19 protein-coding genes, 1 tRNA gene and 1 pseudogene are annotated in these 23,843 nt (G+C 58.0%); 4 read left to right on the forward strand and 17 right to left on the reverse strand.

Features of this window, described 5'->3' with window-relative positions:
- Positions 1–106: 106 nt before the first annotated feature.
- Positions 107–715 (forward strand): annotated as a pseudogene (locus BM438_RS47085) (alpha/beta hydrolase); the annotation flags it as partial.
- A gap of 137 nt (positions 716–852) precedes the next feature.
- Here the strand turns inward: BM438_RS47085 and BM438_RS46405 are convergent.
- The 6 genes from BM438_RS46405 to BM438_RS34135 all read right to left on the reverse strand — a co-directional run bounded on the left by BM438_RS46405 (position 853) and on the right by BM438_RS34135 (position 6,944).
- Positions 853–1,365 carry a chalcone isomerase family protein gene (locus BM438_RS46405; protein ID WP_093643909.1) on the reverse strand — a complete coding sequence of 171 codons (513 nt, stop codon included), beginning with the start codon at positions 1,363–1,365 and terminating at the stop codon, positions 853–855.
- 1 nt (position 1,366) lies between these two features.
- Positions 1,367–2,578, reverse strand: a complete 1,212-nt coding sequence (locus BM438_RS34115) for an SAM-dependent methyltransferase (RefSeq protein ID WP_093643911.1) — start codon at positions 2,576–2,578, stop codon at positions 1,367–1,369.
- Positions 2,579–2,590: 12 nt separating this feature from the next.
- A complete protein-coding gene (locus BM438_RS34120) occupies positions 2,591–3,442 on the reverse strand; it encodes a DUF1365 domain-containing protein (RefSeq protein WP_093643914.1) in 852 nt (283 codons plus the stop codon).
- The gene (locus tag BM438_RS34125) at positions 3,439–4,743 is read right to left on the reverse strand and encodes an NAD(P)/FAD-dependent oxidoreductase (RefSeq protein WP_093643916.1); all 1,305 of its coding nucleotides are present in this window, start codon (positions 4,741–4,743) and stop codon (positions 3,439–3,441) included. Before BM438_RS34125 ends, BM438_RS34120 begins: the two co-directional genes overlap by 4 nt.
- 242 nt (positions 4,744–4,985) lie before the next feature.
- Positions 4,986–6,143 (reverse strand): transporter substrate-binding and LysM peptidoglycan-binding domain-containing protein, encoded by a 1,158-nt coding sequence (locus tag BM438_RS34130; protein WP_093643918.1) that lies wholly within the window; start codon positions 6,141–6,143, stop codon positions 4,986–4,988.
- Positions 6,144–6,185: 42 nt separating this feature from the next.
- Entirely contained in the window at positions 6,186–6,944 is a 759-nt protein-coding gene (locus tag BM438_RS34135) for a hypothetical protein (protein ID WP_093643920.1), read from the reverse strand.
- Positions 6,945–7,699: 755 nt separating this feature from the next.
- Between BM438_RS34135 and BM438_RS34140 the strand changes: the two genes are divergently transcribed.
- Positions 7,700–8,221 (forward strand): hypothetical protein, encoded by a 522-nt coding sequence (locus BM438_RS34140; protein ID WP_093643922.1) that lies wholly within the window; start codon positions 7,700–7,702, stop codon positions 8,219–8,221.
- 453 nt (positions 8,222–8,674) lie between these two features.
- Positions 8,675–9,022 (forward strand): hypothetical protein, encoded by a 348-nt coding sequence (locus BM438_RS34145; RefSeq protein ID WP_093643924.1) that lies wholly within the window; start codon positions 8,675–8,677, stop codon positions 9,020–9,022.
- 223 nt (positions 9,023–9,245) lie between these two features.
- Here the strand turns inward: BM438_RS34145 and BM438_RS34150 are convergent, their stop codons facing one another.
- The 8 genes from BM438_RS34150 to BM438_RS34185 all read right to left on the reverse strand — a co-directional run bounded on the left by BM438_RS34150 (position 9,246) and on the right by BM438_RS34185 (position 17,989).
- Positions 9,246–9,509, reverse strand: a complete 264-nt coding sequence (locus BM438_RS34150; protein WP_093643926.1) for a PAAR domain-containing protein — start codon at positions 9,507–9,509, stop codon at positions 9,246–9,248.
- Positions 9,510–9,558: 49 nt separating this feature from the next.
- Complete coding sequence (locus BM438_RS34155) at positions 9,559–10,794, reverse strand: SEL1-like repeat protein (RefSeq protein WP_425270756.1); 1,236 nt, start codon at positions 10,792–10,794, stop codon at positions 9,559–9,561.
- A gap of 81 nt (positions 10,795–10,875) precedes the next feature.
- On the reverse strand, positions 10,876–11,106 hold the full coding sequence (locus BM438_RS45035) for a hypothetical protein (protein WP_143131799.1): 231 nt from the start codon (positions 11,104–11,106) through the stop codon (positions 10,876–10,878).
- A gap of 379 nt (positions 11,107–11,485) precedes the next feature.
- Positions 11,486–11,872, reverse strand: coding sequence for a hypothetical protein (locus tag BM438_RS34165; RefSeq protein ID WP_244179518.1), 387 nt, complete (start codon positions 11,870–11,872; stop codon positions 11,486–11,488).
- Between the two features lie 131 nt (positions 11,873–12,003).
- Positions 12,004–12,327: a PAAR domain-containing protein gene (locus BM438_RS34170; protein ID WP_341865799.1), complete on the reverse strand. Its 324-nt coding sequence runs from the start codon at positions 12,325–12,327 to the stop codon at positions 12,004–12,006.
- 88 nt (positions 12,328–12,415) lie between these two features.
- Positions 12,416–13,072 (reverse strand): hypothetical protein, encoded by a 657-nt coding sequence (locus BM438_RS34175; RefSeq protein WP_167378503.1) that lies wholly within the window; start codon positions 13,070–13,072, stop codon positions 12,416–12,418.
- Complete coding sequence (locus BM438_RS34180; protein WP_093643935.1) at positions 13,047–15,452, reverse strand: M23 family metallopeptidase; 2,406 nt, start codon at positions 15,450–15,452, stop codon at positions 13,047–13,049. The genes BM438_RS34175 and BM438_RS34180 overlap by 26 nt, the downstream gene beginning before the upstream one ends.
- A gap of 2 nt (positions 15,453–15,454) precedes the next feature.
- Complete coding sequence (locus BM438_RS34185) at positions 15,455–17,989, reverse strand: type VI secretion system Vgr family protein (RefSeq protein WP_093643937.1); 2,535 nt, start codon at positions 17,987–17,989, stop codon at positions 15,455–15,457.
- Positions 17,990–18,483: 494 nt separating this feature from the next.
- On the opposite strand from BM438_RS34185, the gene BM438_RS34190 reads away from it, so the two are divergent.
- A complete protein-coding gene (locus BM438_RS34190) occupies positions 18,484–20,115 on the forward strand; it encodes a TIGR04141 family sporadically distributed protein (RefSeq protein WP_093643939.1) in 1,632 nt (543 codons plus the stop codon).
- Between the two features lie 564 nt (positions 20,116–20,679).
- Here BM438_RS34190 and BM438_RS34195 read toward each other — a convergent pair.
- The 3 genes from BM438_RS34195 to BM438_RS34205 all read right to left on the reverse strand — a co-directional run bounded on the left by BM438_RS34195 (position 20,680) and on the right by BM438_RS34205 (position 23,700).
- Positions 20,680–20,769, reverse strand: a tRNA-Ser gene (locus BM438_RS34195).
- 184 nt (positions 20,770–20,953) lie between these two features.
- Positions 20,954–22,249: a serine--tRNA ligase gene (gene serS / locus BM438_RS34200; RefSeq protein WP_093643941.1), complete on the reverse strand. Its 1,296-nt coding sequence runs from the start codon at positions 22,247–22,249 to the stop codon at positions 20,954–20,956.
- 137 nt (positions 22,250–22,386) lie between these two features.
- A complete protein-coding gene (locus tag BM438_RS34205) occupies positions 22,387–23,700 on the reverse strand; it encodes a replication-associated recombination protein A (RefSeq protein WP_093643943.1) in 1,314 nt (437 codons plus the stop codon).
- Between the last annotated feature and the right edge of the window lie 143 nt (positions 23,701–23,843).

Genomic DNA, 23,843 nt, shown 5'->3' on the forward strand with positions numbered 1-23,843 from the left:
CTGTAGCGCCGCGGGCGTACTCAACGCCACCGTATCGCACAAGAACTTCCGGGTTGAGCACAGCCTCGCGTACGGCCGCTCGCCACGGCAGACGCTCGATGTCTACATGCCCGCCGCCAATTCACCGCAAAGCGGTTCGCACGGCCGTCCGATCGTCGTGTTCTTTTACGGCGGCAGCTGGCAGAGCGGTTCGCGCGACAGCTATCTGTTCGTCGGTGCGGCGCTGGCTTCGCGTGGCTTTGTGGCCGTGGTGCCCGACTATCCGACGTGGCCGGAAACCACCTTCCCTGGCTTTGTCGACGACGCAGCCGCAGCCGTGCGCTGGGCACGCGATCACGCGGCCGAGTTCGGCGGCGACCCGTCACGGATCTTTCTGATGGGTCATTCGGCCGGTGCGCATATCGTGATGCTGCTGGCCACCGACGGTCGCTATCTCGCAGCGCAACAGATGAGCAAGCGCGACTTGAGCGGCGTGATCGGCCTTGCCGGCCCGTATGATTTTCTGCCGCTGCACGACGCGACGCTTGAAGAAATTTTCCCGCCTGCATTGCGCGCGGCGAGCCAGCCGATCAACTTCGTCGAAGGCGACGAACCACCGGTGTTCCTCGCAGCGGGCGAGCGCGATACGACAGTCGATCCGGGCAACACCGACCGGTTCGCGGCCAGGCTGCGCGCCGCCGGCGATACGGTTGAAGTGAAACACTATCCGCGGATTGGGCACGCGCTGCTGGTCGGCGCCATCGCCGGGCCGCTGCGTGGCTTTGCGCCAGTACTCGACGATACCAGCGCGTTTATCGACGCACAGACGAGCCGTGAGGCGCAGCGTGATGGTGATGCGCAATCATGCACGCTTCACTGCGCGGTACCGAGCAACTGTCTGCGCAAGGTCGGCGCGCGCGTCGACGGATCGAGCCAGATGCCGAAGAAGGCCCGTGCGAATGTAGGATCGTCGAACTCGCCGGTCATACGGTCACCCGCATAAAAACGCACGCCCTTGTCCGGCAGATAGACCGCGCTTAACTGGTCGCCGGGACCGACATCGACAAACGCCTGCATCATATCCGCACGCCAGCGCTCCAACGTATCGGCTGGAATCGGCGCGCTGGCAAGACGCTTGATCTCGCTGATACCCGCATCGACGAACCGCTCGCGCTTGATGCCGCGAGCGTAAATGATGTGCAGCGCGAAGCGTTCGTCATAGTCGATGGGTACGCGTTCGCTCCACATCTGCGCACGGTAGAGCTTGAAGCCGACCACGCTGAAATCGCCCTCGCCCACGAGTGTCGCTGACTGCACGTCGCCGCGCCAGTCGGCGCAGGCGGCCGTCGCCCACAACACCAGCACGATCGCCGCGAGCGCACGCATATCAATCCGCCGAGGTGAGCACGAATTGCATCACGTCCGTGCGTCCTTCGTCGAAGCCGGCTTCGCAGTACGCAAGATACAGCCGCCACGTGCGCACGAAAATCTCATCGAAGCCTTGCGTGCGGATCGTATCGAGTTGCGCTTCGAACGCGCTGCGCCAGCGGCGCAGGGTCTCGGCGTAGTCGCGCCCAAATGCCAACGACGTGCGCGCCGTGAGCTTGCCACACCGCGCCGCTTCGATGAAACGCTGAGGACTCGGCAACATGCCGCCCGGGAAAATGAATTCGCGGATGAAGTCACTGGTTGCGCGATAGGCGGCGAAGTGCGAATCGTCGATCGTGATGGTTTGTACGAGCGCGCGTGCGCCGGGCAGAAGACGTTCGCGCAAGATGCGGAAATACGTCGGCCAGAATTTTTCGCCGACGGCTTCGAACATTTCGATCGATACGATGCTGTCGTATTGGCCAGTCAGCGTGCGGTAGTCGCGTAGTTCAAGATGTACAAGGTCGCTCAGTCCTGCTTCGCTCACACGCTGCTGGGCGAATTCAAGCTGCGCCGGTGAGATCGTTATACCGTGTACGTGAATGCCCTGACGCGCCGCGTGCATCGCAAAACCGCCCCACCCGCAGCCGATTTCCAGAATGCGCATGCCTTCGCGCAAACCGAGCGTGTCGACGATGCGTTGATACTTCGCGTGCTGTGCGGCTTCGAGCGATTGATAGAAATTGCTGTCGAACACCGCGCTCGAATAGGTAAACGTCGAATCCAGCCACTGCGCGTAGAACGCGTTGCCGATATCGTAGTGCGCGTGAATATTGCGCTGGCTGCCCGCACGCGTATTGGGCCTCAGCTTATGACGCAGCCCGTACCAGAGCTGCGCGAGCCAGCCGCCATAGACCGTGCGTTGCAGCGCGCGTTCGTTGCGAATCGCGACGCGCAGCAAGGCGGCCAGATCAGGCGTGTCGACCCAGAACGCGCGCCATGCGTCGGCGAAACCGATATCGCCTTTGCGCAGAATCGCGCCGCACGCACGCCAGTCGCCCAGCTCCAGACGCGCGCCCGGCGCCGCGTGCGGATCGCCAAACACGCGCTGCTGACCGTCGGGCGTGATCAGCACCAGATGCCCAACCTGAATCCGTTCGAGCAAAGAGAGAAACAGACGGCCCGAAGCGGGGACTGTTCGGTGTTCGCTCAGGGTTCTTGAAAGCGCCATGGCTGAATCTCCTCAATCGGACGAAATGGGGTGCGCACCGGCGGACGGTTGGCCGGCTGCGGCGCGGTCGGTGGGTGCGTCAGCGGTGCGGCTCGGCGCAGGATGTTTGCCGTAGAACGGCGCTTTCTTGATGACGAGGCGCAACGCCTGCCAATGAATTCGTACGACGACGCCGGCGGTCAGCAACGGTTGGCGGATCAACGCGGCGAGCGCTGTCGAGCGCGTCAAGGGTTTTAATCGGCCACCCAGCGCGGTGCGGATCAGCAAACCGTCAGCGTCGTGGTAGTCGATCGAGACCAGCGCGCTGTTTGGCGTCTCCCTGACGCGAAATTCGTAGGTCCCCTCGACGCGGCAAAACGGCGACACGTGCAGCACTTTTCGGCATTTGAGTTGTGTTTCGGACGTGATCGGAGCGTTGCCCGCAGCGCTCAGCAGATAGCTGTGACGATCACCAAAGGTGTTGCGCACCTCAGCCAGCAGCGCGCGCAGATGACCATCGATATCGTGGCAAAACCAGAAACTGACCGGATTGAACGCATAACCGAACACACGCGGAAACGCTTGCAGCCAGATCCTGCCGTCCGCAGCATCCACACCCGCCGCCGATAGTTGCGCGCGCATCCATGTGGCGAGATCGCTACCGTCGCGTGGACCGTGATCGCGTTGGTGCAAGCTGAGCGGCCGCCAGCGATCGACGCCAAACCACCTGCTATCGAGCGACGCAAGACGATCCAGATCGCAGCGCACGCAAAACACCGGGTACGTGAAGGGATGATGCTTCGGCCGCAGACGCTCGTGCATCACCTGCCCCGTCAAAAGCCAGGCAGCCGGATCAACGTTGGCTTCGACGCGAGCGGGATTCATAGTTTGGCCCACGCCGGCGACGCGTCGAAATCGGCGGCCACGCGCAGTGCCGACTTCAGACCGTCCTCGTGAAAACCATAGCCCGTCCATGCGCCCGCGAACCAGGTACGGCGCTTGCCTTGCACCGACTGCAGACGGTGTTGCGCATCGATAGCGGCCAGATCGAACAACGGATGGTCGTAGACGAAGCGGCGCAACTCGGTGCCCGGCGCCGGCTGCGTAACCGGATTGAGCGTGACGACGAGCGGCGTTCTGAACGGCAGCGGCTGCAGTTGATTGACCAGATAACTGACGCACACCGGATGCGTACCGTCGACCGCGCGGCTCCCCAGATAATTCCACGCCGACCACACACGCTGTCGACGCGGCAGCAGATTCGTATCCGTATGCAGCACCGCGACGTTTGGTTGGTAACGCACGGCGCCCAGCACGCTGCACTCGTCCTGATCGGCGTCGTTGTCCAGCAGACGCAGCGAGGTGGGCGCGTGGGTGGCGAGCACCAGCGCGTCGAAGCGCTCCGTGCCCTTGTCCATGAAGACATCGACACCGTCGGCATCGCGTCGCACGCCTTTAACCGCAGTACCGATGCGCACGTCGTCGAGCGTGCCGACGATACGCCGCACGTACTCGCGCCCTCCTCCGACCACCGTTTTCCACTGCGGCCGGCGGTTCACCTGAAGCAGCGCATGGTTCAGACAAAAACGCAGGAACGTGGTGGCCGGAAAGGCAAGGATGTCGGCGGTCGCGCTCGACCAGATCGCCGCGGCCATCGGCAGCAGGTAGTGACGCTGGAACGCGCCGCCATAACCTCCGGCCGTCAGCAGTTCACCCATGGATGCGCGCGTTTCCATCGCGAGATCAAGATTGCTCTGCGCACTGCTGTTGAAACGCATGATGTCGCGCAGCATGCCGATGAAGGTCGGCGAGAACAGGTTGCGACGTTGCGCGAACACGGTGTTCAGGCTGGTGCCGGCCCATTCAAGGCGGCCTTCGTCGAGCGAGACCGAGAAGGTCATTTCACTCGGGTGCGACTCGACACCCAGTTCGGCGAACAGCGCGATCAGGTTCGGATAGGTGCGGTCGTTGAAAACCAGGAAACCCGTGTCGACGGGATGTGTGTGGCCCTCGAGCGTGACGTCCACCGTGTTGGTGTGGCCACCCGCATAGCCTGCCGACTCGAACAGCGTGACCTGATGGTTGCGCGCCAGCAGATAGGCGCTGGCCAAACCCGAGATACCGGCACCGATAACCGCGACCCGCGAGCCGCGCGGTAGTGGTGAGGTCGGTGCGGAATGGGTCATGGGCGCGTCTCCTGGTTTCAGGGGCGCGCGGTCGGTTAGTTGGGTATGGCGGGGTGGCGCGTCCTTGAAGGGATTTACGCAGCGGGGGTTGAAACGGATGCAAATCTGGCGGATTTTGGACGGCAGACACGGGCACGCGACCCGGCGAGACAGAGCTAGCCGACGTGCGGCGTGCTCACATTGGCAATCGGGGAGAGTTGTTCATGCCGGGCCGCGAGGGCCCGGCAGAAAAATCTACCGCGTCAGCGCACCGGAATGATCAAGTGCTGACCGATAAGGATGAGGTTGGGGTTCGGCAGGTTATTGCGCTTCTGCACTTCAACAAATCGCGCACCGCTTCCCAACTGGCTCGCGGCAATGGCGTTCAGCGTGTCGCCCGAGCGAACCACATAGGTCTTCTCGCCGCCGGTCGCAGCGGTGGTGAGCACCTGGTCGCTGATGAAGTATTTACGCAGCAGGTCCAGATAGGCCGGCGACTGCTTGACCTTCGCGATCGCGGAGTTCAGGTAGATCAGCAGCGCGCTGTCTTCCTTGCGTACGCCGATTTTGTACGCAAGGTTGGAGCCGTCCAGCTTCGTGACAGCGAAGGTCAGGTCAGTGCCCTTGATTTCCGATACGCCGAACGGATAGTCGTAGACGATGGCGTCGACCTGATGCTCGTCCAGGAAGTGCGACATCCACGACCGCTGACCTTCGATGCTCGCATCCGACAGCTCGACGATCTTGCTATTCGGGAACGCTTTCTGGACATACGCTTTCACGTCCGGATCGCCCTGCAGCACGCCGACCGTTTTGCCCGCCAGATCGGAGGCAGAGCGGACCGGCGAACCCTTGGCGACGATCAACGAATAGCCGAAGTCCTCGACGTAGGGAATCGAATAGACGACGCCGCTCGGGGTGTTGTCGGGGAACGTCAGGCCGTCCATGGCGACGTCGACGACCGCGTTGCCCTGCTTGTCGGTTTTCGTCAGCTGATCGGGGACTGCCGGATACGTGTCCACGCCGTGGTGCGTGTCGACGGCGATGGTCGGATGATCGCCCGAGGTGAACTCTTTCTGCGCGAACAACAGATTGGCGAAGTCGACGTTGAAGCCTTGCGGCTTGCCGTTGTCTTCCGAGTAAAACGGCCGCGATGGATTTTCGACGCTGACGCGTACGACGCCGTTGCTCAAGATCGACTTCAGCGTGTCCTTGTTGGGCACGAAACCGTCCGGATTGCTCGGAGCTGGCGTTCTGACGTCGGCGCTGCTGGGGTTGCCTGTGTCGACACCATTCACCGCAACGGTGTCTTTGTCAGCACTCTGGCTGCTGTTAAGCGGATTTTTCAGGCCACCTTCGTGGATATACCAACCGGCAGCGAGCAAGATCAGGAAAAGAACCGAACCCAGAATTTTCTTCATTATTTTTTGATCGAGTTGAGTAGTCGAGCGGTGCGCGCCAGATTATTTGGGCGCCGCGGGCGAGCCGAGTTGCTGGGCGGGCTGACTGATAGCGCCGATCTCGGTAGCGGCCTTGGCTTGCTGCACTTCCGCGCTTTCCATCAGCGACGTTTCCATTTCGGAAAATGCTTTGTTGACCGAGTTCATCACAGAGTCGAGGGCGGCGTCGGTTTTGATTTGCGCGAACGTGTCGCTCGATTGCATGCCGGCGATCTTGTTCATGCGTTGCGCGGATTGCGACATATCCCACAGCGCTTTGGCCCGGTCGATCGCGTCGGAGAATCGCTTGAGTTCGTCCTGAACCTGCTTATAGCGCCCCTCGCGAAACGCGAGCAGTTTTCTCATCGTCGCGAGTTGGGTCTCGAAACGCGCCGCGTCTTCCGGATACTGCTTTTTAAACTGCGCGGTTTTATCTTCGAAGTTTTTCACTTCGGTGCGGAAATCCGTGATGCTCTTCTTGAACCGCTCGGCCCCTTCCTGCTTTTCGGCCAGTTCGTTGTAGAGCGTCTCGATCGGGTTCGACTTCGCTTCGTTCACGAACATCTTGACCTTCTGGTTCGCGAACTTCATGGCGAGAACGGGACCGAAGTTGATCGCCGCAAGCCCGATCACCGCCGCGAGGATCAGGCCTACCAGGCCTTTGACCAGCAGGATGGCGAGCGGCGCGCCGATGGCGATGCACAGCCCGATAATCGACCACTTGATGACTTTGTATTTCGTGCTGCTTTTGGTCGTGTCAACGACCGAATTGCCGACTGACATGTGAATCCCCTTTTGAAGCCTGTTTTACAAAACTGGTCTTGCAAACTGTTCGGGACATCGTTGTGGCTATGTGTTTGGCGTCTGTGTTTTTAGGCTCGACGCGAAAACGCTGTATGACTTTACAGGCACTCAGGCGACTCGGGAAGTGCCACTTCTTTTTCACCATAATTCGACGGGTCACGAACGCGAATCGGCCAAGTGGGCAATGGCTGCGCATGTCGAATTCAGGCGGAAATAATTTATGACAAACAAGCATCGGATTATTTTCTAATTGCTTTCAATTTGTGCGTCCGCGGTAAGTGAATTCGTTCTTGCGACCCGAGAACGTACATGTCCATTATGTGAATCGCATAAATTCGGTGCTGTGCTCATTTTTTGCATCGTTTTGGACGGAGCAAAGTTGGGTGGTGAAGAAGGCCTCGCAGCGCAATCAAACGGGCAATGCGGGGGGCGCAACGATCAAATGATCCCCTGGCCAGCGACAGCCGGGATAAAGAGAACGAATGACGATCGACTCAAATTAACGTTTCATATCCAAAGTGTTCAAGGTGCCGGCGTGGCTGGCTCGCGCGCCAGGCCGTACTGTGCCCCTCATCAATCTCCGGAGCACGGTGATGCTGCATACATTGCTAGCCAGACGCGAAGGGCTGACTACAATGTGTTGATAAAAGCGAGATTGCAGGGGCGGTCGGCGGTCAATTCAGGCATAGCAGTCGGTAGCGTGACGTTTCAATTCCTTCATTGGAGGCACGGCCATGACCTGCCTGAACGAAAGGATTGTCGGCGCAATATTCCTTGTTCTGAACGGATATGCGTTCGCGGGTGGCCTTGCCACCGACCTGCCCGAAGCGATGACCGTTGCGAACATCGCGCCTCTGCCCGAGACGGTTGTTCCACCCATTCCGGAACCGCAGCGGTATTTGCATCGCTATGAAATGGAATATCAGTCGGACCAGGGAAAGCCGTTTTACGCGCAAGTCGATAATTTCTATAGTACGCAGGCGATCCGCGAATTCCGATTTGGCGCTGGGAGCGTTGCGACGCCAACGCCTGAGGCGGCACCGCAGCAGACGTCGAGTTATCTCAATCTGGGTCCGTCGTTGGCGCCGCAACTCTCGATAGCCCAGTTGCCGAACACGACTTTAACGCTCGGTGCACAACCGCAGCGAAGGCTGTCGTTGACCGTCAACGATTGGGTGTTTTCTGGAACTGCACGTGTGGCAGTTTTCCATTCGCACGATACGGGCGCGACGCTTTCTGTTTGGCATGGCTTCTGAGCCGAGACTTGCGGGTAAACGAGATGTCGTCCGATCGCCAATGTCGGGGCGAGAGAAATGTTGCCTCGTCCGGTCGTGATGCGCGCAGTCTCACTTGCGTATCAATGAACCGCAACGATGGATGCAAATGTGGCGGACTTAGGGCGTGAAGAAGATACCGATTTGCCTGGGTGGTTGGCCTCCAGTTGGGTGCGGTGATTTATACTTTTGGGTGCCGCCTAGACAAGGGTGGCCGGGTTTGACAGCCCGAATCACACCTACCCCGCACATAGCCGCGCGACGCGGCTTTTTCATGTGTGTTGCCTTCGCACGTCTATGGGCGGGCCTTGGCGAGGAGACCCTTCGGGGTCTGCCGGCAGGGGTAGGTGTCGGTCTGTCAACTTCGTCTTGTGCCCGCTCACCCGTTTGACAGCGGATGCGGGTGCTTTTGGACTACCTACCAGGAGCGCTTTTATGACTTCGAATACCCCCTCTTCTTTTTCCAAACCTCGTACGCGCGATGAGTTCATCGAAGGGTTGCTCGATGCAGCGGCCAGCGCTGGGGATTTCTATGTGCAGCAGTTTGGACGGTTGGCGGCGATTGCGCAGTCGGTCCGGACCGGCGGCTGGTCACCCGAAGACAATGCGCAGTTGGTCGAGGCATTGGAAGGCATTGCTTGTCAGTCGAAGCGACGGGCAAAGCTCGATGTGGACTTGTATCGGGGCATGCTGACGGGACACATAGTGGCTTGTTGTTCACATGATGACAAAGCCAAGGCTGTCGCTCTCAGCCTCGCGCCTGCCAGTGAAACGATGCACTAAGTAGATGATGGCGGCTTTGGTCGCCATCATCACGATTCCGACGACCGCAGATCGGCAAGAACGTACGTTAAGGATGCTTCGGTGGCCCTCGTGGGAGCGCCATCGAGCGTCAATTCCTCGAACGAGGATTACGGCGTCCAACCGCACAAGCGCGAAGCGATGCCTATTAGGCTGGACGCAATCGAACAAATCGTTGCCCTACTTCTCGCCACCGCGCCCGAGGTCAAGGCATGGTAACCGTCGAACAGCGACTCACCAGCGTGCAGCCGCACGTCGCATGATGCCCGTGCAGTGCAACCGGAGCACCGCCGAACATGCTGTTCCCGTCACCTTCCTCGATCGTCTGGGTGCCGTGCTCCTTGCACTCGACCGTATCGCCCTTGCGGGCAATCGGTTTGCCGTCCACGATGTCGGCATTCGAACCGGTCGTAACGGTACCTCCGTGTGGGGCCAGCGTATCGCCAACCACAATGACCTGACGAGCCATCAGCTTTCTCCAACTTTGGCCGGTGCTACGGCCTGCCGATCAGACTTAATCACAAACCGATCTCGCGTATACCGGGCATGCCAGTTTCCGCGTTCGGACTGCCAAGATACGTCCATTGCACATCGGCGATCGCCGCGTCGATGAAACGCTCACCAGGATGCGGAAACGCGTGATCTTTCTCGACGAACGCCTGTTGATCCCACCGGTTGTACAGCACGGCCATCGGATGATCGCTGGCAACATGGCTTTGGGGCGGCGGTGCTACAGCCTTCGCGCCGTCGATGAGTGTCTGTACGTTGCCGTCCCACTTGGGTAACGGCGCAGGTGGCAGCGGAAGCACCTTGTCGAGGTTTGGCAGTTTCAGTCGCCCGTCATAGAGCTTCAGGACATCGCGGATCTTGCTGTATCGCTGAGCACGTGCCTTGTCTACATGCCCGACGATGTTGGTACCGTCGGTGAGATACATGCCGTTGAATTCGACCGATAACTTGCTCGCACACTTTTCGCATCCGCGTTTCACGCCTTCGTGAAAAACCTGAAGCGCGCGGGTCTTTGCCTCTACCGTATTGGATCTCTTGTAAATGAATCCCAGATCGTATGCTGCGGGACCATATCCTTGTGCAAAGGCGCACTCCAACATCTTGACGGCCACAGGAACATTGCCCCAGAACTCACCCTCGGGGTCATCGTACGTGCCGGACAGTTTGTCGCCAAGGAACGCCATTGCCGCTGGGCTTCCCATATCTGCCGCTCGCTGGAAGAAGGCGTAGGCACTCGTGGCGTCACCTCCCTTGACCAGCTTGTTGAGGTGATACACGCCCATTCGGTCGTAGGCATCAGGAATGCCCAGCTTCATTGCTTTCTCGACCGATTGGATTGCGGCTTCGGGATCTTGTTCCGGTATGCCGGGGCGCTTGCTCAAGATCAATGAAGCGAGATTCAGCATCGCCTTCCAGTGGTTTCGATCTGCTGCCTGCAAATAGAGCTGATAGACCTTCGCATAGTCGATTCTATCGATCGGCAAATTCGGATCATCCATCGCCAGTGCCTGCTGAAACCACATCTCAGCTTGCGGATCGGGTGCGGGTCCCCGTTGCGCCTGATACACGCAGGTGAAGTCTTTGCGATGCGGATCGAAGAGCGGCAGTTTTTCGTAACGTGGCAAGTCAGACATGGTAGTCGCCAGCTTGTTACCGAGAGAGGTTAGGGCGCCGGCATGGGCCGGGGCTACCAGCAGCAGCAAGGCAGCGGCGGCAATACGCAACACATTGAGAAGTGCTTTCACGCGAGGTCCGGTTAGACGGCGGTACCGCTTGCCGACGGCGCAGAGATCATGCCGTACAGCGTGGTGGTCGAGCGGTGATCTTCAAACGGCAGCAGGAAACCAATCATCGGCTGACCATTCCTTCGCGTCACTGTTGGTTTTCATCAAGTCCTGCCGGTTGCCAAATTCGTCTGGCAGGAGTTTCGGATCGTTGGTCCCTTGAATGTGGCCACCGGAGTGCAGCGCCAATACGCGCTGACGCAGCAGCAGGGTAAATCCCTCCGCTGTGAGATAGGTGCGAACTCTTGCGACACGATCGTTGCCAGTTGTCATACAGACTGTGTGGGGCACCAGTTACGGATGGAATGGAACCTCAGGCGCCGACCGACATGGACTGCCGAGAAGCAACAAGCTTCGGCGGTGGATTGCATTTGCAGACCCAGAGGTCATTGCTCATCGCCACGTGTCGCCTGTCCGGCCCCGTCATCGGGAGTCGGGTCCATCGCACTGAATCATGCCTGTCGAACCGCACGCCGGACACGATACGTCATCGTTCTCGTATGCGATGCTCCGGCCACTCAGTTCGGGCGTGGTCGAGCTGCCGAGCACCGTACCACTGGCCATGGTCCTGTCTCCGTCCAAAATCGCGTAACGCTTCATGGTGGTGAATCCGTTTTCCGCTGGCTCATGCCTAGTCGGCATATTAGGCCAGTTACCACTTGCAGCCGCCTTGCGCCATTGCACCGGTATTAAGCAGGAATCCAATCTTTGGATTTATCTTCTTGCTGGTGTAGGCCATAGAGGACACACCGGTTCCTTGAGTAACCATTTCGTATTCGCCGGTTACTTGTCCGTTGAATACCTCGATCCATGTCGTGCTTTCCTGGTCAGGCGCATTCTTATCGATCGTTTCGCCGGCCGAATTGGCGAGCACAAGCGGGATTGGCTGCTTCGCGGTCTGGTACTTGACGAATCCGGACGAGAACTTGCTGGACGAATCGTAATATGTGCGCATCTCGAAGTTGACCGATTTGGCACCACCGGAACTGAAGCAAAACGTCTCGCTCGTCACTTCGGCATGCGCGGCCAGAGACAGCACGAAAAGGACAACCGCGAAGATAGCTTTTGTAAGCATTCAACCTTATGGTTTCTAAAGTGCAAGGGGCGAGTAATACCTTCGATGTGCCTCGAGCCCCTCCAGCACGGCTGGTGGACTTGACCGTCGCGCGGTCATACCTCGATCGCCGCCGACTGCTGCGAAGCTACCAGTTTCGGCGGCGGACTACATTTGCAGATACAGAGATCATCGCTTAGCGCTGTGCGCCGGTTGTCCGGTCCATTCATCGGTAATCGTGGCCCGTCGCAACTGATCGTGCCCGTGGAACTGCAAGCCGGACACGACACTTCGTCGCCTTCATGCGCAACATACCGACCGTTCAAGCCTAGCGCGGTGTCCTTTGCGTGAATTGTTCCAGCTGTCGTTGTCTGATCGCCATCAAGTATCAGATATCGTTTCACATTGCTCCTGCGATGCCTGGCTGACTCGCCGCCCACCGGCAGCCCCTAGCTTCTGGAGTGACGGTGTCGCTTCCCATTTCTTGTGGCCGCATAGCCGCGGAAGTGCGCGCGGTTCAGCAGTCAGCTATTTCTCTCGTGTAAACAGGGCGTTACACGCATCGCCGTCCATTGCAACCCGTTTGTTTTTCTGAATATCCCACACCCCCGGATAAGCGTCTTCGCCACAGTCGAGCTGGCCATTGGGCGCAACGTAGCGGCCGTCAGGTGAAATGACTGATGATCCAGCGTCGCCCGAGGCGGAAAACGCCGCCCGCTTCAATTGGCTAACTCCCTTCCCACCGGTATAGGCGCCGCCCAAGGTAACCATATTCTTCTTGCTGCCGATCTTAGCGACAGTTGCAAGGTACAGGGTGGGTTGAGTGCTAACAAAGTCGAGTGCGACGTACACCCCTTTGGCGACGTTGATATCGGACAAGAAGCCAACGCCGTTAGGAATTTCACTCACGTGGACAGGGGCACCCGATCGGCAGACTTTGAGATCGGAGACAACCACGTATCCACGCTCCGACACCATGAGCGCGCCTCCGTCAGCACTTTCAACGGCGTACGAGGGCGTGATGTCCAGCGCGCACTGCCTGCTTTGTCCATCTATTACAGCGTTTATAGATTTACCTGCAATCGTAAAGCTATCGTCCGCGTAAGCTGTAGGCACAACAACCGCCAACATTGCAACGCAAACCATCTGGAACTGAACTTTAAGACAAAATTTTCTTAGCTGCACGTGTATCCTCCCATCGCTCTCTATCTGCCAGTAAGGCACCATTTATCGCTCTCGTAACCTTCTGCGAAATTGCGAACTCCGCGCGTTTCAGCTCTTCGGTTTCAGCTGCCTCTGAACTGTCTGCATCAATCTCCTTTGCTACGTTCGGTCTTTCGCAACGCAAATAAAACCCACCACTGTCGACGCAATTTTCAGGCAAGGCTACGTGCTGCGGATTGTCAATTATCGCAGGTTGCCGGGTCATGCCGCTTCTGTTGTGTCCGTGATAAGCCGGGTCATCCCACCAATGCGGAGAAAAATCAGTTTTCTTCAGCCATCCTCGAAATAGCCAGTAATCTGCATAGTTGCTGCGACCGGTCAACTGCTTAAATCCCCGTCCACGAAACTTCTGCGCATCTTCGCGATCGCAGTTGCCCAGCTTCCAATCGTACGACCCCGTAATCAGCCCCCCATGACTGTTGTATTTTTTGGAGCGGAACCAAGCGTCATCCTCGGCGGGAATAGCGCCATACCAATGGCCCAGGCCTGATTCGGCGGCCGTTGACGCCGGATTCTCAGATGTTCCGTGAAACCCTATAGCATCAAGATGTCCGAGCATGCTTGTCTCTTGCATAGAGCCGAGCCACCCGCTTTCAACAGCGCCTTGGCCAAGGAAATGCGCAAGTCTTGTAGGCGACGTCAACCCGTACTTACGCACGGCACAGTTCAAAGGCGTTAGATACGTCGAGCGAAGCTGAGGCGCATGAGGACGTTTGTGCGGGCTATACCGGGCGTCTGAATATATTTGCTCGAACTCCTTCATGCCTAGCCATCCACATTTTCTGAAATGGCGAATGAACTGCAGCGGGTGGAAAAACCAGAGCTTGTTATCGGCGATGCCGGTCTTGTCCCAGAACTGGAATTTCGCCAGCAATTTCAGAAAATCACTGTAGCCCGTAGGGTTCGCGTCCTTCTGCTTGCCATAGAAGCCATCCGCCTCATTTAGCTTCGCGTAGCGTGTGTCGTTGTGAGCGCTATTCCACTCTGTCGGAGCCTCGCATATGAAACCTCTTAGCGTCGTCCGAACAGAATTGTTGCCCTTCACATAGTTGCTTAGCGCATCTTCATCCTCATACTCCTTCGCGCCAGGTGGTTGCGGCGCAGTCTCACCGATAATTTTCACCAGTTCATCGATGTCGCACATCCCGTCGTCGCTATAGGGTGTATTGTCCTCGCTGATCTTCGTCCAGCCAGTGAGGTATGGAAAATCAGCATCGGACAGCTTTACGATATTGCTGCCATTAACGTCAAGATAACCCTCCTGTCCCTCGGCACAAGTGATCCGCATCCACGTGACACAAGGGTTCGCCTGAGTCATAGGATGTGGATTGCCGCTCAGCCCGGGTGCAGGACCGGGCGGGGTGTTAGTCTCACCGTCCTGTAACGTCGGCTGATCTGACAGAATCCTTCCGAAACGCAGCAGTTCATAGCCGTCACTCGGGCAGTCCGGATAGAGATTCGATGCCCGCGTAAAAAGATCGTATTCGTAACCGGCTTCCTTGACGGGTTGGGGCGTGAACAACGTTCTTGAACCATCCTGATTCACTTTCCAGGTATTGGTGTACTTGTTTCCGTGGTGAAACCACGTCTCGACGTGCAAGGGATAGCCGTCATTCGACCCGCCTTGCAACGTAGTTATTGCGACGCCACGCAGCTTGTTGTGCGCGTCGGTACCGGTTGGCTTGGCGAGAAAAGTCTGACCGGCAGGAATAATGTAGTAGGTGTGTCCCCAACAATCCTTATGCGTCGGCGTCGCCGGTTGCTTGTTATCGAGCTGAGTGCTGGCGAAGAACGCATTGAAATCGCTCGGTAGCATGAAGATTTCAAAATGGATGTGCCGTTGGCCGTGGCAACGACCCGGCAGTCCCAGCACATCTTTCCGGTGGATTTTTTTCCCGCCGCCCGCCTGCCCTTCCTCAGGCGTCGGCGTCCTTAGAAATTCAGGCAATGAATTGACTTGAACACCAAGACCGGTATAGCCGTCCAGTTCCATCAAGTGCATGTACAGCGAATAGAAGGTGATTGATCGACCGTCACCGGTTTCGGTCGCATGCTTGAGCAAGACAAATCCTGTGTTGCTGTCCAACGCCCCCTCACCGCCATCAACGGCTTGCTGGGTAACTCGGTAAGCTACAACCTCGCCGTCGGCGATGGCGCGCACGCGCTCGTTTTGAGTCCCGGGCATCAGATGGATGCCGGGATGCCAGCGCCTGTCAAAGGCGATCGGATAGATGCCGTGCGCCAGTTCAAACTGATCGACAGCATCCATCATCGGATCAGGAGCATCGGCGTTACTGGAAGTCGCGCCCGCAGCGGGCAGAAAGGGTGGGCTGATAATCATTGTTATCGCGACAGGTTATAGACGTTCTTGATTTTCAGGTCACCCTGCGGCAGCGCAGGCAACGGCGTATCGCCGCTCGCCGGACCTTCAAACGAGTGTGAGGCAGCTTTCACCGTAAATTTTCCAGGACAACGGATTTCCACATTGCCGTTCTCAATCGTGATGCTCGCACCGCCGCTCGTCACGACGACCTTCTGTTTGGCAGCGACGAGGACATCCTGTCCGGCGCTCGATATGTGGAGCTGCTTCTCTGCGAACAGGTCCATTCCATCGCTTTGCGCCTGAATCTCCACCTTCCCATTCCCGGCGAACAGTTTCATCCCGGCGCTTTGGACGAACAGGCTGATCTTCTCAGCCACACTCGCGACGAGCGATTTGCCCGCAGCGAAATACGTGCTCTCGCCACTTACGAAGTTCAGGTGTCGATCGGCGGTGATCCGGGCAGATTTTTCGGTCGAAATACCGATTCCGGATGGGCTGCCGAACAGCATAAGCGGCTCGCTGAAGGTGTTCGCGCTTCCCGTGCCACCGCCTGCTGTGCGGCCTCCCGTTGATTGACCCGACACTGAATGTTTTGTCGCATCCGTGTACTCGGTGAGCGAATCGTATCCCGGCTGCAGGCTTTCAGCGTTACGCTGTTTGCTCGCATCCGACAACCCCTTAACGACGTTTTCCGCACGTGCCAGCTGTTGCTGCGTGTTCGACGAGTCGAAGGGTTGGCTACCCGCCGATGTGGTGTGCGTCGTTACATAGAGTCCCTTGTTCGCACGCACTGCGCCATATGAATCGGTTCTCAGGTCAAACCCGCTTCCCAGATACGAGCCGCGCGTATTACCACTCTGGTCTATCAGATAGCCCAGATGGAGCAGGCTGTTCGCGCTGCTGCTGAACAGTCGCGCGCGATTCTGCCCCGTCGCGTCATCCAGAACCATCTCATTGAAACCTGCGCCGGAGTATTCCTTGGAGCGATACCCGGACAGGATGCCGTTCGAGTGCCATTGAGGTTTCACCGAGCCGTTATAGACCCGATGCAAAACGAGCGGCCTATCGCAATCTCCGCCCACGTAGCCGACGATGACTTCCTCCCCGACTCTCGGAATATGGACGCCTCCGTAGCCGCCACCGGTGTCCGACTGCGCGACACGCACCCAACAAGACGCACGCTCATCGCCGGGATTCAGGCGGTCCCACATGAAGATGACCTTGACCCGGTTCAGTTCGTCCGTATAGACCTCTTCGCCACTCGGACCGACAACGATCGCCGTTTCAAGCTGCATCTCTGGCTTCCGGTGCTCGAACGGACTGCGATATGGCACGCTCACGCGCTGAGCTTCAACCTCGACCAGATAAAAGCCCTCGCTTCCGTCCGCGTGACGAATCGTCGACGAATTTCCGTCCGAGCTGGCGGCCTTGGCATGCGTCAACTGATTCTTCAGGCTGTGAGGAAAGCTCGACTCACTCGCCGACAAGGGGAGGTTGTTCTCGATGTAGCGAGAAACTTTGATGGCAGCAAATTCACGCTGGCTGGCCGGGTCACGGTCATGCTCAGGATGGTTGACCAGAACAAAGCGCAGCCCGGCATCGATCCCGCGCACGCCACCTGCGCCATGGAACCGCTTGGCTCGCGATTCCCATTCTTCGAGGCGGATTTTTGAAAGATGCTCGCCCCGATCCTGCGCGGCATAGGTATACGCTCCGGTATAGGTGTACACCTCAGCTTGCTCGGGGAGATTTCCCTGATCCGCCCGTGTCGGCAACACCGTGCCTTTAGGGTTGAACGGCGCAGACGGGGATTTGTAGTCAAACGTACGGGTTGTGTGGAGCGAGCTTTGTAGCGTACGCGACGACGCCCACTGCGTGAATGCGTTAGCCTCGCTGGCTATGCCCGACCGGTAAAAGTCAACCGTCTCCGGCGACATCTTGTCCAGAGTATAAATATCGTCGGTAATGACAAGCGTATGAGACTTGCCATCCTTGCTGTGCTGCCAGAAGCCGAAAAGCCCTTCGTCCTCCATCAGGCGATGCACGAAATTCCAATCTGATTCGCTTTGCCGACAGTACGAGCGCTGCGGCAATGGCTGCGAAAGCGCGAACTGGAAATACCCTTTTGCCTGCGGGTGCTCGTTGAATACATCGGTGATGATTTCGTCAGCCGATTTGTCCTGCCAGTTTCGCATATCGCTGCGGAACTTGAGGAAATACATCCACGACGCGAAGGTCATCTGGTAACTGGTCAGACTCCCGTTCGCACCGAGCCGCCGGGCAGTGTGAATGTAACCGTTAACAGGCACGTACGACTTGTCTGCCTGCTGAATCCACAGGGTCATCGGCTGCGCGATAAGCTTTTTGAGTTCGATATCGCCCGCTGCGGACAACATATCGAGCGCGACACTGAAGTCGCGGCCTAGCTCGGCGGAGGTAACGGCCCGATGCGGTACTAACGTATCGTTTGGTAACGACGGGATGTCGGTTTTCAGCAGCCGGTCCTGCTGAATCAGGCCACCCCGGATGGCCTGAACCAGATCGGTCATATTCATGCGATATCCATCTAATTCGGGTGAGCGCTGGCGGCTCACGCACTCTTCTCTCGCGGGAACGGTTTCCCGAGTTTGCATCCCTGCTGACCTTGTCAGCATTTGAATGCTTTCGGAATTTACCTCATATTAAAGCTACCGGTACATCCATAAGGTGTTAAATGTGATCAACTGTAACGACGATTAGAGAGCTCCAGCGAGACTCAAGCCGAATCACCCCCGATTTATCCAATATGCATAACGCAATAATCCGAGATGGGCAGTCACGCGGATGTACCGATTGGAGTCAGACTAAACCGGCGTTGGTAGTCGGACCAGCCTCTAGATGATGGTTCGCTTCACTGACCGGGCTGCCGGAGTCCGAGCCGTCGAAACTAGATCGATAGCAACACCGTCCGATTAGCAGGACCGCACTGACCATCGATGAACATAAATAGGCCGTCGATATAGTCATCCGCCAATGACGAGCAGAAAGTCATTCTGAAGGTTAGGGGCAAATGAACAACGAGAAGAAAGTAAATCACCTGAATGTCTACCTCGCTAAGCCTCAGTACACCACTGTCGAGCAGGTAGTCGATACGAGCGCGTGCCAACCACCTGTCGAAATACCAATTACCGGATACGGTGTGGGTCACCTCTTCGTGAAAAGGACAGCACCGAAGCCCCCAAAGTGGGCATCGCTTTTCCAAGGGTATGTGAACCTCGATTCCCTCGCCGTACCCGGCGTAAGCGCAATTTTCTTTCTCACAGTAGGAGATAGATGTTTCGCGCTGGCTTTCGGTCAGGGCGGACGATTCCTGCTTCGAGATGAAGTGTGGGAAGAGCGCTTCGGGTTGCTATGTGCTCTCAATTCGGTGGACCCGAAAAGCTTTCGATGCGTTGACGTGCAGTCGCTCGATGCTATCCAAAGCCATACACGTATTCAGTCAGGACAGGAAACAACCCCTGACCAGTTTGGCCTAAACGTTGAACAGGACATGTTGAAGGCGATAGTAGGCGCCCCATTGAACTACGCACTCGGCAACCGCATGACTGGAAGCGATTCCCTGTCGGTCTCAGTGAAAATGGACCTGGCCGATTTGCCCTTCCTGCTTGATGAGTACAGGAAAAAGTTCGAAGCTCAGTTGAGCGCGGACGATTACCAGTGGGTCAACAACATGGCAATGGTAAAGAATTCAGTGCTCACGGATGCCTTGGAGGTTGCGCTCAATGCAAAACTTGCCGCAGCTCAAACCGATGACGTTTGGCTTTCGATTCCGGAAATCATCGACTGGACGATGGTCAAGGGATTTATGTACACGCACGGTGCTAAGGAGATTCATCCAGACATCACGCTTAAGGGGTTCCTTTCTACAGTAAAACCCGGAACACAACTCACGCTTGATCTGTTACGTTCGAGAGACGTGCATTGCGCTGACGCCGATCATAGGAAGGTATTCAAGTCGTGGTCGATCTTCAAGTGTCTGTACGCGGAAATCGACTTATCCGGTGCAAAGTACATTCTGAACGACGGAAAATGGTTCAATGTCTCGGTCGACTTTGTTACCAGAACCGACGCTGAATTCTCCACAATCCCGTCTTCCAGTCTCAAGCTGCCAGAATACAATGGTGACGGCGAGGGAGCATACAACGCGATGGTGGCAACTGCTGAGCCAGCAGTCTATGCGTTGCTGGACGACAAAAAGAAGGTCATGCATGGCGGCGGCCATGGGCAGGTGGAGATATGCGACCTGCTATCCATCAATCGCGAATTCATTCATGTCAAGCTATACAGCAAGTCGAGCGTGTTGAGCCACTTGTTCGCGCAAGGCTTCGTCTCTGGTCAACTTATCCAGATCGACGCCGACTTCAGGAGGAAGACTCGTGATCGACTAGACCTGCCTCACAAGGAATTGATCCAGATAGATAAGCGACCAGCACAAGATGAATTCACGATTGTCTACGCCATCGTCAGCGAAGCCACTGGCGACAAGCTGCACCTGCCGTTCTTTTCAAGGGTCAATCTGAACAATACCCGAAAGCTATTGATTGGATATGGGTACAAGGTTGAATTATTGAAAATCCACGTCAACAACGATTACGCGAAGACGATCAAGATTCCACCGAATGTCCACGACAAAGGCAATTGAATCGGCTAGTCGAAGCCGAGCGCGGCACGAAGCCTAGCTGGAAATGCGGCTCTGCCGCGTATTGCGATTCGACGAAGATCACGCCGTTGACGACCGGGTCGAGCAGATTCTTGAACTGATTTAACGGCCCGTCTGATTTGCACTAGTAGCACGAAGAGCTGGTGGCAGCGGCCGAACTGGGCCAGTTGCGAGCCAAATCACGCCAGACCGGCGCAACCTAATAAACCGAAAAACAAGTTGAAGAAAGTTCTTTGGGTAAAATTTGGCTGGTCGGACTACTATCGAGGCGGAGCGGTTGACGGTAATTTCGGTTGACTAACCGAGAACAAAGGCAAGAAGAATGAAGGCCGTGGACACAAGGCTTTTAACGGTTAATGAAAACCACCGCTTACCGCCGTCTGCGCTAACTTTTGGTTCAGCGGACCAGCTGATCACCAACGAGTTTCACGCCGGTCTTTGCTTATCCAGCGCGACGGCGAGGACGAGCACTTGATAGTCGATTTGTGGGCACAAAAACAAAAAACCCCGCAAGTCTTTGACTTTACGGGGTTTTTTGATTAATTCTGGCGGAAAGGGTGAGATTCGAACTCACGGTACCCCTAAAGGTACACTGGATTTCGAGTCCAGCGCATTCGACCACTCTGCCACCTTTCCGGGTCTTCCAACTCACAGCAACTAGGCTACTTAGTTGCCATCTCGTCAGATCCAAGCGGGTCGTTGCTTGGGAGAGAAAGATTATAGAACAGCTGAATCCGATTTCCAAGCCCCTCGGCCAAAAAACTTCAAAGGGACTTGGCAATCGGCAGCGGCCTTAACCGCTGCATCAGCCCGGCGCCAATCAAGCCGCCGGCACTTCCAGCCGCTCCACCCCACCGAGGTAAGGACGCAGCGCCACCGGCACCGTCACCGAACCATCCGCGTTCTGGAAATTCTCCAGCACTGCCACGAGCGTGCGGCCAACCGCCAGACCCGAACCGTTCAGCGTATGCACCAGCTCCGGCTTGCCCTGCGCATTGCGGAAACGCGCCTGCATCCGGCGAGCCTGGAACGACTCCGTGTTCGAGCAGCTCGAGATCTCGCGATACGTATTCTGCGCAGGCACCCACACCTCCAGGTCATACGTCTTGGCAGCCGAGAAACCCATGTCGCCCGTGCACAGCGTAATCACGCGGTACGGCAGCTCAAGCTTCTGCAGAATCGCCTCAGCGTGGCCGACCATCTGCTCCAGCGCGTCATACGACGTTTCCGGCGCGACGATCTGCACCATCTCGACCTTGTCGAACTGATGCTGGCGGATCAGCCCACGCGTGTCGCGGCCATACGAGCCCGCTTCCGAACGGAAGCACGGCGAATGCGCGGTCAGCTTGATCGGCAACGTGTCCGCTTCGACGATGCTGTCGCGCACCGTGTTCGTCAGCGAAATTTCCGACGTCGAAATCAGGTATTGCGTGACCGTGTTCTCGTCACCGCCCTTCTCGACGCGGAACATGTCGTCGGCGAATTTCGGCAGTTGGCCGGTGCCGTACAGAATCTCCGGGTTCACGATGTACGGCGTGTACACCTCGGTATAGCCGTGGTGCTGCGTGTGCGTGTCGATCATGAACTGCGCCAGCGCGCGATGCAGCCGCGCAATCTGTCCACGCAGCAACGTGAAACGCGCGCCCGACAGTTTCGCGCCGGTCTCGAAATCGAGGCCGAGCGGCGTACCGACGTCGACGTGATCCTTCACCTCGAAATCGAACTGGCGCGGCGTGCCCCAGCGGCGCACTTCGACGTTCTCCGTTTCGTCCTTGCCTGCGGGCACGCTTTCGTGCGCCAGGTTCGGCACGCCGAGCAGCAGGTCGGACAGACGCTTCTGGATATCGTCGAGCTTGGCCGCCGACGCCTTCATCTCGTCGCCGATCCCGCCCACTTCAGCCATCAGCGCCGACGTATCCTCGCCCCGCCCCTTCATCCCGCCGATCTGCTTCGACAGGGTGTTGCGGCGCGCCTGCATCTCTTCGGTACGGGTCTGGGTGTCGCGGCGTTCCGCTTCGAGGGCGGCAAAGGCCGCCACGTCGAGGGTATAGCCGCGGTCGGCGAGGCGTTTGGCGACGCCGTCGAGGTCTTTGCGCAGCAGCTGGATGTCGAGCATGGGATGGGGCAGGTGTTCGTTGTATGAAGCAGCGATTTTAGCGCACCGGCGCGGGCGGCCGGTGCGTTAGATGGTCAAGGCCGTGCGGAATGGCGACACGGCATCTGAAACCGCCGCAGACGCCCGGGCGAAAAGGCTCAGCCCTTCTTCGGCTTGTTCTCGCTGCGCCACTGCGCGTCGAGCTCGGCCAGACGCGCCATCTTGTCGCCGATCTTGCCTTCGAGACCGCGCGGCGTCGGCTCGTACCAATGCGGCTCGCGCATATTGTCCGGCAGATAGGTCTCGCCGGCGGCGTAGGCGTCAGGTTCGTCGTGCGCATAGCGGTATTCGTGACCGTAGCCAAGTTCCTTCATCAGCTTGGTCGGCGCGTTACGCAGATGCACCGGCACACCGCGCGACTGGTCTTTGCTCACGAACCGCCGCGCTTCGTTGTACGCGTTGTAACCCGCGTTCGACTTCGGCGCGACCGCCAGATAGATGATCGCCTGCGCCAGCGCCAGTTCGCCTTCGGGCGTGCCGAGGCGTTCGTAGGTTTCGGACGCGTCGAGCGCAATGCGCGCCGCGCGCGGGTCGGCGAGGCCAATGTCTTCCCATGCCATGCGCACGATGCGCCGTGCGAGATAACGCGGGTCCGCGCCGCCGTCGAGCATGCGGCAGAACCAGTACAGCGCGCCGTCCGGGCTGCTGCCGCGCACCGATTTATGCAACGCGCTGATCTGGTCGTAAAATGCGTCGCCGCCTTTGTCAAAGCGGCGCAAATTCTCGGCGAGCGCGCTGCCGAGCAGAGCGCCGTCGATTTCAGTGCTCTTCTGCTGGGCCGCCGCGCGCGCGACGATTTCCAGGTTGTTCAGCAGCTTACGGCCGTCGCCATCGGCGGAACCGATCAGGGCATCGCGGGCTTCGTCGGTGAACGTGAGGCCGCCGAGTTCTTTCTGTGCGCGGTCGAGCAGTTCGCGCTGTTCTTCGTCGGTGAGGCTTTTCAGCACGTAGACAGCCGCTCGCGAGAGCAACGCGCTATTCACCTCGAACGACGGATTCTCGGTCGTCGCGCCGACGAACACGAACAGGCCAGACTCGACGTGCGGCAAGAACGCGTCTTGCTGACTCTTGTTGAAGCGATGCACTTCGTCGACGAACACGAGCGTCTGATGCCCGTTCGCGCGATGAATCTGCGCGGTCTCGACGGCTTCGCGGATATCCTTCACGCCCGAGAGCACCGCGGACAACGCGATGAACTCCGCATGAAACGCGTCGGCCATAAGCCGCGCGAGCGTGGTTTTGCCGACGCCGGGCGGCCCCCAGAGGATCATCGAATGGGCTTCGCCGGATTCGAACGCGACCCGCAACGGCTTGTTCGGGCCGAGCAGGTGCTTCTGGCCGATCACTTCGTCGATATTGCGGGGCCGCAGGCGTTCGGCGAGCGGAACATTGACACGGGTTTCTTCAAACATGACGTTTTGGGGATAATCTCGGCTTTTCCGGACGCGGTCCGTGTGAAGGCGGCGTGCTGCCGGATGAACAAAGCCGGCACGCAAGGGTGCGGGCAACGTCCTGCATTATGACAGTGACGACGCTCGGGCGATGAGCGCACCGA

It is taken from the genome of Paraburkholderia aspalathi, assembly GCF_900116445.1.
Taxonomy (GTDB): domain Bacteria; phylum Pseudomonadota; class Gammaproteobacteria; order Burkholderiales; family Burkholderiaceae; genus Paraburkholderia; species Paraburkholderia aspalathi.